This window comes from Tahibacter amnicola (assembly GCF_025398735.1).
GTDB lineage: Bacteria > Pseudomonadota > Gammaproteobacteria > Xanthomonadales > Rhodanobacteraceae > Tahibacter > Tahibacter amnicola.
In genome coordinates, this window is the sequence record NZ_CP104694.1 from 2,290,492 (window position 1) to 2,302,280 (window position 11,789).

Genomic DNA, 11,789 nt, shown 5'->3' on the forward strand with positions numbered 1-11,789 from the left:
CGGATCTGCGCGCTAGCGCGTAGCGTTCACCTGCACTACCGCGGTCGACGGCGGCGGCGAGTTGCTGCCGATGCACAGGTAGCCGGTGGCGGCGTCGGCCGGCAGGGTGGCAGCGCTGACCGTCAGCACGGTCAACTGGCTCTGCTGCGCACCAACCGTTCCACTGGCGGGTGCCTGGGCCAGCCAGGGGAGCGCGTCGCAGGCGGCGGCGGTCTCGACCGTGATGGCGAAGCCCGGCTGGTCACTGATCGCCACCCATTGGTCGTCCGGCGGCGGCGCCGTCGGGTTGATGCTGACCCCATAGGTGCCGTTGCCCTCGCTCGACTGGTATAGCGCCCAGCCGCGGGTACAGCCGTTCGCGTTTGGCGCGCACGGCAATTCCGGATACACCGCCAGCCAGTACCGACCTGGCGGCAGCGACGCCGGGGCCCCGGCGACCGCCAGGTTGAGCCCGACGGTGGTGCCGGATACGGTGACACCCGCGCCGCCCAACGTACTGTCGTGGCTCCACACGGCGGCGGCACCGCCCATCGGGTTGCCGGCCGGCTTGCCGGCCGCGTCCGCGTAAAGACGCCAGTGGATCGGCGTGGTGGCTGGCTGGCTCGCGAGGCTTGCGCCGACGCCGAATCCGGTGACCTGCAACCGATTCAGGGTCACCGGGCCCGAGCCCGTGAGCACGAAATCATCCGCGGCGAAATAGCTGTAGCTGACGTCGGTGTACTTGGTGCTGTAGTAGCCGTAGTTGACGGTCCGCGTCTGCGCCACCCAGGGATAAGTCGCGGTCGAGCCGTCGGTGAGCCGGGCGAAGTTCAGCCCCGGACCTCCCGTGTTGCGAACCGGCAGCTCGGCGGTGGTACTGGGTTGCCCCGACGGAATTGCCACGCTGAGCGCCTTCGGCACCGAGATCCTTGGCGCCGGCACCGCAACGGCGACCGGCCAATGCAAGGTCGGCAGGCTGCTGTCGCTGGGGGTGAGTGTCACTTCGCCGAACTGGAACGTGCCGTCCGCCGGCAAGCTGGTCGCGACGATCGTCACGTCCACGGCGTGACCCTGGTTCGGGCCGAGCACCAGCGTCGAAGGAGACACGCTGCCCGGCAGGCCGTCGAGGCTGAGCGACCAGGTAACGGTGTTCGACCGTGTGCTGCGCACGTGCCGGTTGAAGCGGCAGCGCGCCTGGCCACCGTCATCGGACAGGCAGGTGCTGTCCTGCAGGCTGGGCAGGTTGAGCGTGGCACCGTCACCGCCTTCCTGCGGGTTGGCCCAGGCCATGTGCAGCGCTGACTCATCCAGGACCAGGCCTGCACGGCTGGCCACGTCCACCTGGATACGGCCGGCGCCCCGGTCGAAGTAGTCGCTGGGCGTAGTACCGTTGGGCTTGGTCAGGCCGACTTCCTTGGCCGTCATCATGAGTGCCGACTTGATCTCCATCGGCGACCAGTCCGGATGCAGTGCGACCAGCAGCGCGCCGGCCCCTGCTACGTGTGGCGTAGCCATGGAGGTGCCACCCATCAGCCCGACGACGTTGGCGCCGTTGACGGTCGTGGTGAAGGTGAGGTTGTTGTAGGCCGCCAGGATATCCACGCCCGGTGCCTGCACGTCGGGCTTGAGCACGTTGTAGGCATTGGGGCCGAGCAGGCTGAATCCGGCCAGCGAATCGGCCAGCGCCGGCAGGCGCCGCGCCGGATAGGCAATGGTGATAGTGGCGCCGGCGTGGGTCTGCAGGTAGGTGTGCAGGTTGCCGCCCGCGGTCTGCGAGGTGGTGAACACCGGAATGGGCTGGTTGGCGCCGCTGGTGAACGAGGCGTCCGTATTGGCGGTGATCAGCACGTGCGTGGCGCCGGCCGCCAGCGCATTGCCGGCCATGGCGTGCGTGCCGCAGCCACCGACGGTCGGGCCGCCACCGTACTTGAGCAGCGCCACCTTGCCGGAAAATGCGCTGGCGGCGAATGGCGTGCAGCCATCGGACGCCTGGCCGAACGTCGGGCTGGCGACGATCGGCGCGCCGCTCAGCGGCCCGCTCAACTGGGCGCCGGCAGGAGCCGGACTGACCGCGAGGTCTGGTGGGGCCGAGGCGCCGTTGACCGCCATGCTGAACCCGATGGCACCCACGGTGTGCGTGCCGGCCGCAACGGAGGTCACCCAGGGCTCATGGTGGTGCGAGGTGCCGGGAAGCGGCACCGGAACCGATGGGCCCGTGTTGCCGGCTGCGGCCGCGACGAAGATGCCGGCACCGGTCGCGCCGAGGAAGGCGAGGGAGGTGCTGTCGTCCCACGGCGTGGTGCCACCGGAGATCGAGAAGCTCAGGACATCGACCACGCCGTCCGCAACTGCCTGATCAACCGCGGCGGTGGTGGCGGACAGGGGGCAGGCGTTGTGCTCGCAGGTCTTGAAGATGACCAGGTTGGCGCGTGGCGCCACCCCTGACATCCGCGCGGGATAGCCGTTGACCGTGCCGCTGCGCCCGTTGCCGCCGGCGGTGCTCGCCGTGTGGCTGCCGTGGCCTTCGCGGTCTTCTGCCGCGGCATCGGAGGCCACCTCGTCGTACACGCCGATCACCTTCGCGTTGCATGGCGACGGAGTGGCGTTGCACAGGCTGCCGAGGTAGACGCCGTTCCCCAGCGGATTGACGTGGGTGTAGCCGCTTGGATCGGTCGCGGCAAACGACGGGCTCAGGCTGTTGAAGCCGGTATCGAGCACGCCGATCACCACGCCTTCGCCGCGCGATCCCGCGCGCGCCTCGAAGGAGTCGATGAAGAAGCTGTCCTGGGCGGCCGAAGGAAGCCCCCACCACAGCGGCGGTGCACCGATGAACTGCGGCCCCACATCCGTCGCCAAGGTCCGTGTTGCGTCGCGTTCGACGGCTGCGACACCCTCGGAACGCCGCACTGCCTCGACTTCATCCACCTGCAGCACAACCACTACTGCATTGATAGCATGCTGCATCCGGCGCGTGACGGCGAGCGGCCGCCCGAGCGTCCGTTCCAGCGCCAGCAGGCGTTCGGTCTGCGTGCCAGCGAGGTGCTGTGTGTAGGCGCGGGCGGCGGCGCTCTGCGTGTCCAGGCGTTTGCGCCCCTTGCGGATGGATTGCGGCGGTGCCGCGAAGCGGGCGTCGTCGCCCGGGTACAGCGCCAGCGGCGCTTCCCTGAAGCGGACAATGTAGCGCGCCGTTTCAGCGGGGCTCAGGGCCGTGTCGACGCTGGCGCCGAGGGGTCGGCCCGATTCACCGACCGGTGGAACAGACGCGGAAACAACAGGCAGGCCAGACAGGAAAACGGTGGCGATGGCCGCGGCCAGCGTCCAGGGCCTTTGCATACGGGAATTCATCGGTAAGTCACCTTAATCAAGCGCTGATGGCATTCCGCCAGGGCGAAACGCCACGTCCTTGTGGCGTATGGGTGGCGCTTGCTGCCGGGCCCGCGGCGGCATTGCGGGCGGCGGTGACGGGCCGATGCGGCAGGCGTCCGCATGAACGGGCCCACTACCGTGTGGACGGCCCGCTGGAAATTTCCCGCCCGATGCCGATCCTGGCGAAAAAATGCGTTTCCGTACAAATATTCCAAATGAATAAGTTGACGGAATTGGCGCATTCGCTACCGAATGGGCCTTTCGGATCAGGCATGATCCTCATATCGGCCGGTCGCGCGGGCGGCGCACTCATCCCGATGGACGAAAGCCCCCGGAGGAGCGGGGGCTTCGTGTTTACGGTGTGCGGGACGGCGCTCTCAGGTGTTTCCACCGCGCTGCAAATCCTCCAGGCTGGTGGCGAGTGCCGCGGTGCTGTCGCAAAGGGCGGCGGGCTGGCCATGGCGTTCGCCTGCCTCGTCCGTCGGTATGGGGTCGACGGCGAAGGCCGGCTGCAGGGACAGGCACAGCGCGGCATTGGCGATGAGGAAGTGGGTTTGACTCATGGGGACAAGTCCACAAAGTGGCAGCACGACGTGGCGGTCAGAATGCGTCCTGGGTCAGTGCTTGGACGGCGGCGCGGATGCGCTGCAGTCGATCCAGCCGGTCGCGCATCGCATCGCGCAGCATGGCCTGCTCGGCAGGCGTCAGCGCCTCGTAGAAGCTGATCATCCGGAGGGTGAGCGCGTGGGAGCGCTGGCGATAGGTGTCGACGGCCTGCTCGGTGGTCGCATGGAACTGGCGGAAGTCAGCCGTCTGGTCGTCCAGCAGCGTATCGAGCGCATCGATGCGTGACTGCATGTCGCGGCGCGCGTCATTGCGCAGGGCCAGAAGCTCCGCGCGCAGCTGGTTCCATTGGGTTGCGGACGGTCCTTCCAGTCCGAGCTCGCTGGCAGTCGGTGGGGCAAACATGGCGGGGCGGGGCAGGCTGGCGTAGGCGCCAACGCTTAAGGCCGAGCCAAGCAGCAGGGAGGTGATCAGGGCAGCACGCTTTTTCATGGTGACTCCGGTGGGGAATGCGCCGCAATCCGGCGTGGCACCATCATTGCGGAGTCGACCAGCGCAGGTGTTTCCCGGCCGGTTCCGCCTGTAAGCAGATATGTCGGAACGGTGCCGTGGAAATATCTGCTTACAACTTCCCGGGCCGGGGACTGCCAGGAAAGGCGGACGCTGGCGCAGAATGCTTCCATGAACGAACCCGCTGCCCACATCCTGGTCGTGGACGATGACGTCCGCCTGCGCGACCTGCTGCGCCGCTACCTCGAACAGCAGGGGTTTTCCGCCAGTGTCGCCGGTGATGGCCGTGAGCTCGAACGCGAGTTGTCGCGTCGTCACGTCGACCTGATCGTGCTGGATGTCATGCTGCCGGGCGAGGATGGGTTGTCGCTGTGCCGGCGGCTGCGCGGCCAGGGGATGGAAACGCCCATCGTCATGCTGACGGCGCGGGGTGACGAGGTGGACCGCATCGTCGGCCTGGAAATCGGCGCAGACGACTACCTGCCAAAACCCGGCAATCCGCGCGAACTGGTGGCACGCATCCGCGCTGTGCTGCGGCGGGGCAAGCCGGTCGTCGGTGCGCCCCAGGAAGCGCGCGAGGCGATCCGTTTCGGCCGCTGCCTGCTCGATCCGTCGACGCGCCAGCTGCTGCGCGACGGTGAACCGCAGAAGCTGACTACCGGGGAGTTTGCGGTGCTGCTGGCACTGCTGCAGCGGCCCCGCCAGCCGCTGACGCGCGACCAGCTGATGAGCGCAGCGCGTGGCCGCGAACACGAGGCGTTCGAGCGCAGCATGGACGTCATGATCAGCCGGCTGCGGCGCCTGGTCGAGGACGACCCGCGGAATCCGCGCTGGCTGCAGACCGTATGGGGTCACGGCTACGTATTCGTTCCGGATGGAGCACCCTGAGGCATGCACGTGCGCATTCGTGGCGGGTCCGTCTTCCGGCGATTGATCGGCCTGCTGGCTGCGGTGACGATCAGCGTCGGGGGGTTGTCTTTGGTGATCACCAATTTGGCGATGGTGGACGTGGCGGCACAGCACGCGGCGCGTTCGCTGGCCACGCAGATCCTCGCAGCCGATGCGATGCTCGCATCACCCGCGGGGATCGAGGACGCGCGGTTCGCGGCTCTGGGGATCCGTCATGTCACCGTCGCGCCACCGGAACCGTCATTCCAATGGCCGTTCCTGCGCAATGTCACGCGCCGCCTGGAGGCACTCCATCCTGGCCGCGACGTGCATTTTGGCGGCCAGGGCCAGCCGGCGATGTGGGCCCGGGCGGTCGCGCCTGCCCAGGGCTGGGTCGGCATTCCGATGGCGCCTTTGGTCCAGACCGTCCGCGGTGCAACGATCTGGACCCTGGTCACGGGCGCGCTGATCATCGTCGGCGCCGCCGGGTTCTATGCGCGCGGGTTGACCCGGCCGTTGCGCCTGCTGGCCCGCCATGCGCCGGACATTGCCGCCGGCGCCGACCCGCCGCCGTTGCCGCGGCGGGTGCCGCGGGAGATGGCGCAACTGGAACACGCCTTGCGCCAGGCGGCCGCTGACGTGCGCGCGGTGGCGCGCGAGCGCGAACTGATGCTGGCCGCGTTGTCGCACGACTTGCGCACGCCGCTGGCGCGGCTGCGTTTGGCGCTGGCGTTGTCGGACGTGCAGGGCGAACTGCGCGAGGGCATGGACGCGGACCTGGACGAGCTCGATCAGCTGACCGGGCAGTTTGTCGACTTCGTGCGTGACGGACGCGACGAACCCGCGGAGGCGCTGGATGCGGCGGAGCTGGTGCGCAGCGTCGCCGGCAGCCCCCGCCGCACGGGAACATGGCAGGTGACGACGCCGGACACCTTGCCGCTGCGCGCCAAGCCGCTGGCGTTGCGACGGGCACTGGAAAATCTGCTACAGAATGCGGAGCGGCATGGGCGCGCGCCGTTTGAGGTCCGGCTGTCGACGTCCGGCGATTGCGCCGAACTGGTAGTGCGTGACCACGGTGCCGGTGTGGACGCCGCGCTGCTGCCACGATTGGGAGAACCGTTCCTGCGCGCGGATCCAGCGCGTAGTGGCGCAGGATCCGGACTGGGGCTCGCCAGCGCGCGCCGGGTCGCGCAGCAGCATGGTGGAACGATGACCATCGACAATGCGCAGGGTGGTGGATTGCGCGTGCGGATGGTGTTGCCGCTCGGCGGACACTGAGGGTTTCGCGTGGTCAGCCGTCGGACGGGGAGTGCAGCGCCAGCCGGTTGCCTTCGCTGTCGGTGATGAGGGCGCGGAAACCATGCGGACCAATGGGGTGCGTGTCTTCCAGCACGCTGCCGCCCTTCGCCTTCACCTGACTGACGGCGTCGCGGATACGGCCGTTGACGTTCAGGTACAGCAGAATGCCGCGCGCCGCGCCGGCCTCGTCCGGATTCGGAACCAGGCAACCGCCGTTGCCGTGCTCGTGGGCGAGGATGCCGAAGGTAAAATCACCAAAAGTGCTTTTTTCAACGCCTACGCCGAGTACGGCAGCGTAGAAGCCGACTGCGCGATCCAGGTCGCTCACCGGGATATCAAACCAGACGGCGCGGTTATGCTGGGAATTGAGGTCGGACATGTCGAAGGCCTCGCTGGGAAAACGAACTGCTTCGGACAGCGTGTGAGGTGCTGCGGCGGGCCGCACGATACCAGCGGCGGCAGCCTGCCCATACTCGGGCAAGGCGGCACCGCGGCGCAAGGCGCGCCGAAGCAGGCCGGCTTGCGCTGTGCCTAGACCAACGACGGCAGCGCGAGCGCGCACACGGCGACGGCGGGCGTCGGGGTGGCGGCCGTGAACAGGCCGAGCAGGAAGGTAGCGATGCGTCGGACCATGGCGTCATTCTACGCCCATGGCCGGGCGCCGCATGTGCCGGGACGGGCGCGCGGAAGGTAAAGTCGGGCTTTGTCCCGTGATGTACGCCGCGCATCTGCGGCCAGCGCCGTTGGGGTCGTCCATGCCTGAATTTCCGGATATCACGGTTTACATCGCGCATCTGCGCCGGCGCATCGTCGGCCAGGTGATCCGGCGCGTGCAGGTGTCCAATCCCTTTGTGCTGCGCACGGTGAATCCGCCGGTGGCCACGGCGGAGGGGGCAACGGTCACGACCGTCGGCAACCTGGGCAAGCGGATCGTGATCGGCCTGGACGGCGACCGCTACTTCGTCATTCATCTGATGATCGCCGGGCGGCTGCGCTGGCGTGGGCCGCGTGAGAAGCCGCCCGGCAAGATCGCCCTGTTCAGCCTGGTATTCGACGAGGGAACTGTGTTTCTCACGGAAGCGGGAACGAAGCGGCGCGCATCGGTGCATTTTGTCGACGGTCGCGCGGCCCTGGCCGCGCTCGACCCCGGCGGCGTCGATCCCTTCGCGGTCGACGAAGCAACGTTCGTGAAGCAGTTGCGCGAGGGCAATCACACGCTCAAGCGGGCGCTGACCGATCCGCGCCGCTTCAGTGGCATCGGCAATGCCTATTCGGATGAGATCCTGCACCGCGCGCGGCTGTCTCCCTTTGCCCTCACCGGCAAGATCGACGATGCCGAAGCGGGCCGGCTATACCACGCGGTGCGGGAGGTGCTGACCGAATGGGTCGAGCGCTTGTCGCGGGAAACGGGCGACGCGTTTCCGGAAAAGGTCACTGCCTTCCACGACGAAATGGCCGCCCACGGTCGATTCGGCAAGCCGTGTCCGGTCTGCTCCGCACCGATCCAGCGCATCGTTTACGCCGAGAACGAGGCCAACTATTGTCCGCGCTGCCAGACTGGCGGTCGTATCCTGGCCGACCGGGCGCTGTCACGGCTGCTCCACGACACCTGGCCCCGGCACGTGGACGAGCTGTAGCGCGCACAAGGAAGTACTTGCGCGAACGATGAATCCCTGCGGCGGGCCTGCTCCGTTTTCCGGTGAATCCGGGCACACTGTCAGCCAGGCGACGGCTTGCGGCAACGTATCGTCGAGGAAACGGAAAAGGGCGGCGTCCGTGGTGGCATCGACGGAACGGGTGGCCCAGGCGGCGGAGTGGAGCAGGGCTCGATGACGATCAAGTTGCGCATCCTGCTGTGCGTGCTGATGCTGGAGCTTTCCGGCTACGGCCTGGTGCTGTACCTGAACTATCGCTCGGCCCAGGAAGGGCTGGCGACGGTGCGCGAACAGCAGATTGGCGCGACGTTCCTGGGCTATCTGCACAAGATCAACGCCCTGACCAACGCGATGGAGCGCAATGCGCGGGATCTGGCCATTGCCGGCGAGCGCTACCACGCCCTGCGCGACGTGGCGGGGGTAGCGGTCGTGACGTCGCATATCGAGCAGCACCTGCTGCGCAATTTCGAAGGACTTTCCGAAGCCCTGGGTGGCGGCCTGTGGTTTGAACCCTTCGCGTTCGATCCGGGCAGGCGCTATTTCGGTCCCTATGCGTTTCGCGAGGGGCCACGCATCCGGTTTACCTGGGACCTGAGCCAGGATAGCTACGACTACCTCCGGCAGAGCTGGTACCTGAAGGCATTGCCCGCCGACTGGCCGCGCACGCGGCGACCGGATCGATGGGTCGTGTGGACCGAACCGTATTACGACGATGCCGGCTCGAAGGCCCTGATGATGACCGTCGACGCGCTGATGTTCGACGATGCGGAACGCATCATCGGCATGGCGACGGTGGACTGGTCGACCGAGAAGATGCGCCAGTTCGTCTCGGACATTCGTATCACGCCCGGTTCGTTCCCGTTCCTGATTGACCGGCAGAGCGGCAAGTTCGTCAGTTTTGGCGCGAACCCGGCGCGTGTGATGACGCCTGCGGCGGCCGAGCCCTGGGCCGCCGACGTTCTGGCCGGCTACCGCACGGGCGAGCTGCGCAGTATCCGCGACGTGCGCTGGAACGGACGCCCGCACCGGATCTACACCATTGGCACCGACATCGGGCTGGTGCTGGGACTGTTCATTCCCGAGCACGAAATCCTGCAGGAGCTGCAACCGGGGTTGCGCCAGAACCTGATCTACGGCGCGATCGTGTCGGTGTCGTTCATCCTGGTCATGGCGCTGGCGTTGACGGTCCTGTTCCGGCCGTTCCAGCGCGTGCTGGCGCAGATCAGCCGCAGCCTCCGGCGCGACAGCGGAAGCCTAGCGCTGTCACCGCTCAGCTATCAGGCGCGCAACGAGTTCACGCCGATCGTCAATGCGTTGAACGACGTGTTCATGCACATCAGCGAGTTCACGGCGAGCCTTGCGGCGGCCAACGAGGCATTGGCCGCCAAGCAGGCGGAGGTCAACGAACTCAACATCTCGCTCGAGCATAAAGTGCGCGAGCGCACCGAAGAGCTGGCGCACAAGAACCAGGCGCTGGAACAGTCGGTGGAAGAACTTCGCGACACGCAGCAGCAGCTCGTCGAAGCCGAGAAGCATGCGGCGTTGAACCAGCTGGTGGCAGGTGTTGCGCACGAGGTGAATACGCCGATCGGCGTGGCGGTGACGGCGGCGTCGCTGCTCCAGGATGAGCTGACGCGCATCCTGGCCATGGCACGCAGCGGGCGCATCGATGCGCGCGCGCTGCAGCGGGAACTGGCCACCTCGTGCGAGGCCATCGACATGACTCTGGCCAACCTGCAACGCGCCGTGGGCATGGTGCGCACGTTCAAGCAGATCTCGGTGGACCAGAGCAGCGAGGCGCGGCGCCGCTTTCATGTACGTGCCTACATCGACGACATCTTCCTGAGCCTGCGGCCGCGGCTCAAGCAGAGCCCGGTGCAGGTTCGCGTCGACTGCGAGAGCGATTTCGAGATCGACAGCTATCCGGGCGCGTTATCGCAGATCATCACCAACCTCGTGATCAATGCGCTGACGCATGCCTTTCCCGGCCGTCGTGCGGGTGTGATAACGCTGGCGATCGAGCAGCACGAAGGGCGTTGTCTGATTCACTTCCGTGACGACGGTGTCGGCATTGCCGCCGATCACCTGCCGCACATCTTCGAGCCCTTCTTCACGACGCGCCGCGGCCAGGGCGGGAGCGGACTTGGCCTCCACATCGTCTACAACCTTGTCAGCAAGACACTCGGTGGCCGTATCCGCTGCGACAGCGAGCTCGGCAAGGGTTGTCATTTCCTCGTGGATATCCCCCTGAAAGTCGGTTGATTCCTAAGCTACGCTTCACGTAGCTGATGGCTGTCGTCGGCCGTGAGGTCGAGATCGTAGACCTTGCGCAGGTCGCCGATCCGTCGGAGCGTCTCGGGGGAAAAGGGGGCCTTGTTCTCCAGGGCGTGGAGGGCGATGCCTTCGATCAGTTCGCCCAGCGGCATGTCGAGGTACTCGGCCAGTGCCTTGAGCACCTTGAGCAGGCGTTTTTCGAGCCGGACGCCGGTCTGGACGCGCTCGATTGCCGGCGCGACGCGTGGCGTGCGGGATGGCCTTGGCATGCGGAATCCTTGGTGTCGTGGTACATTGGTACCAGAATAACACGCTCGGAGATCGTCATGACGCCCTCGCAGCCCGTCAGCCGGGAAGCCAGCTTCACCCTGGACATGTCCCTGCACCGGGCCATGCATTGCTTCACCGCCGAAGGCGAGCGCGCCTGGGCGCCGGGTTGGGATCCGCAGTTTCTCAGTGGTTCCGGCGAGGTCGGCTCCGTGTTCCGGACGGTCAACGAGCACGCCGCGACGATATGGATCGTGGTGGATTTCGATGCCGCGGCGGGAGTCGCCCGCTACGCGCGGGTCGCCGACGGATCCCACGCCGGCACCATCGAAGTGCGTGGGAAGGCGCTGACGGCGGCGTGCACTGAAATCACCGTCCGCTACACGCTGACGCCGACATCTCCGGCCGGCGAACAGCTTGTCGACGAATTGCTCTCGCCGCAGGGCTATGCCGCATTTATCGGCGGATGGAAGGCGCTGATCGACCGGGCGCCGCCGTGCGAGGACGGTCTGGATGACGGCCGCTAGCGGGCCGGCGTGCCGCGGATCTGTTCGAGACCGTAGCTGACCCAACGCTCCAGCGACCGCGCATCCATGGCACCGGCCTGGCGCGCGATTTCGCGTCCCTGGTGCAGGAAGATGAGTGTCGGAATGCTGCGGATATGGAACCGCCCGGCCACGGCTGGATTGGCGTCCGTGTCCAGTTTGACCAGCCGTACATGCGGTTCCAGGGCCCGGGCGGCCGCGGTGAACGTGGGCGCAAACTGCTGGCACGGGCCGCACCAGGCGGCCCAGAAGTCGATCAGGAGCGGTACGTCCCCGCGTTCGGCGATCGCGGCGAAATTGCGGTCCGTCAGCTCGACCGGCTTGCCGGCGAACAGGGGCTGCTTGCAGCGGCCGCAGACGGGCTTGTCCGCCAGACGTACACGCGGGATGCGATTGAGGGCTTCGCAGTGAACGCAGGGGATGGTGACGGGCTCTTCCATGG

11 protein-coding genes are annotated in these 11,789 nt (G+C 67.1%); 5 read left to right on the forward strand and 6 right to left on the reverse strand.

What is annotated here, in order from left to right:
- Positions 1-12 precede the first annotated feature (12 nt).
- The 3 genes from N4264_RS09735 to N4264_RS09745 all read right to left on the reverse strand — a co-directional run bounded on the left by N4264_RS09735 (position 13) and on the right by N4264_RS09745 (position 4,401).
- Complete coding sequence (locus N4264_RS09735) at positions 13-3,324, reverse strand: S8 family serine peptidase (protein WP_261696838.1); 3,312 nt, start codon at positions 3,322-3,324, stop codon at positions 13-15.
- Between the two features lie 398 nt (positions 3,325-3,722).
- Positions 3,723-3,908: a hypothetical protein gene (locus N4264_RS09740; RefSeq protein ID WP_261696839.1), complete on the reverse strand. Its 186-nt coding sequence runs from the start codon at positions 3,906-3,908 to the stop codon at positions 3,723-3,725.
- Positions 3,909-3,945: 37 nt separating this feature from the next.
- Entirely contained in the window at positions 3,946-4,401 is a 456-nt protein-coding gene (locus N4264_RS09745; protein ID WP_261696840.1) for a hypothetical protein, read from the reverse strand.
- Between the two features lie 189 nt (positions 4,402-4,590).
- Between N4264_RS09745 and ompR the strand changes: the two genes are divergently transcribed.
- The gene (gene ompR, locus N4264_RS09750; protein ID WP_261696841.1) at positions 4,591-5,307 is read left to right on the forward strand and encodes an osmolarity response regulator transcription factor OmpR; all 717 of its coding nucleotides are present in this window, start codon (positions 4,591-4,593) and stop codon (positions 5,305-5,307) included.
- 3 nt (positions 5,308-5,310) lie between these two features.
- Positions 5,311-6,585, forward strand: a complete 1,275-nt coding sequence (locus N4264_RS09755; protein ID WP_261696842.1) for an ATP-binding protein — start codon at positions 5,311-5,313, stop codon at positions 6,583-6,585.
- 13 nt (positions 6,586-6,598) lie between these two features.
- Here the strand turns inward: N4264_RS09755 and N4264_RS09760 are convergent, their stop codons facing one another.
- Complete coding sequence (locus N4264_RS09760) at positions 6,599-6,985, reverse strand: VOC family protein (protein ID WP_261696843.1); 387 nt, start codon at positions 6,983-6,985, stop codon at positions 6,599-6,601.
- Positions 6,986-7,361: 376 nt separating this feature from the next.
- Between N4264_RS09760 and N4264_RS09765 the strand changes: the two genes are divergently transcribed.
- Positions 7,362-8,243 (forward strand): Fpg/Nei family DNA glycosylase, encoded by an 882-nt coding sequence (locus N4264_RS09765; protein WP_261696844.1) that lies wholly within the window; start codon positions 7,362-7,364, stop codon positions 8,241-8,243.
- 96 nt (positions 8,244-8,339) lie between these two features.
- Positions 8,340-10,523: an ATP-binding protein gene (locus N4264_RS09770; protein WP_261696845.1), complete on the forward strand. Its 2,184-nt coding sequence runs from the start codon at positions 8,340-8,342 to the stop codon at positions 10,521-10,523.
- 8 nt (positions 10,524-10,531) lie between these two features.
- On the opposite strand, the gene N4264_RS09775 is transcribed toward N4264_RS09770, so the two are convergent.
- Complete coding sequence (locus N4264_RS09775) at positions 10,532-10,804, reverse strand: hypothetical protein (protein ID WP_261696846.1); 273 nt, start codon at positions 10,802-10,804, stop codon at positions 10,532-10,534.
- A 57-nt stretch (positions 10,805-10,861) separates the two neighbouring features.
- Between N4264_RS09775 and N4264_RS09780 the strand changes: the two genes are divergently transcribed.
- Complete coding sequence (locus N4264_RS09780) at positions 10,862-11,329, forward strand: hypothetical protein (protein ID WP_261696847.1); 468 nt, start codon at positions 10,862-10,864, stop codon at positions 11,327-11,329.
- Here N4264_RS09780 and trxC read toward each other — a convergent pair.
- Positions 11,326-11,787 (reverse strand): thioredoxin TrxC, encoded by a 462-nt coding sequence (gene trxC, locus N4264_RS09785; protein WP_261696848.1) that lies wholly within the window; start codon positions 11,785-11,787, stop codon positions 11,326-11,328. The two genes, N4264_RS09780 and trxC, sit on opposite strands and share 4 nt — an antisense overlap.
- Positions 11,788-11,789: the final 2 nt, after the last annotated feature.

Coding starts and splice junctions, on each gene's coding strand:
- N4264_RS09775 (WP_261696846.1), bottom strand. CDS start 10,804: ATGCCAAGGCCATCCCGCACGCCACGCGTCGCGCCGGCAATCGAGCGC.
- N4264_RS09765 (WP_261696844.1), top strand. CDS start 7,362: ATGCCTGAATTTCCGGATATCACGGTTTACATCGCGCATCTGCGCCGG.
- N4264_RS09740 (WP_261696839.1), bottom strand. CDS start 3,908: ATGAGTCAAACCCACTTCCTCATCGCCAATGCCGCGCTGTGCCTGTCC.
- N4264_RS09735 (WP_261696838.1), bottom strand. CDS start 3,324: ATGAATTCCCGTATGCAAAGGCCCTGGACGCTGGCCGCGGCCATCGCC.
- N4264_RS09745 (WP_261696840.1), bottom strand. CDS start 4,401: ATGAAAAAGCGTGCTGCCCTGATCACCTCCCTGCTGCTTGGCTCGGCC.
- N4264_RS09780 (WP_261696847.1), top strand. CDS start 10,862: ATGACGCCCTCGCAGCCCGTCAGCCGGGAAGCCAGCTTCACCCTGGAC.
- N4264_RS09760 (WP_261696843.1), bottom strand. CDS start 6,985: ATGTCCGACCTCAATTCCCAGCATAACCGCGCCGTCTGGTTTGATATC.
- N4264_RS09755 (WP_261696842.1), top strand. CDS start 5,311: ATGCACGTGCGCATTCGTGGCGGGTCCGTCTTCCGGCGATTGATCGGC.
- ompR (WP_261696841.1), top strand. CDS start 4,591: ATGAACGAACCCGCTGCCCACATCCTGGTCGTGGACGATGACGTCCGC.
- trxC (WP_261696848.1), bottom strand. CDS start 11,787: ATGGAAGAGCCCGTCACCATCCCCTGCGTTCACTGCGAAGCCCTCAAT.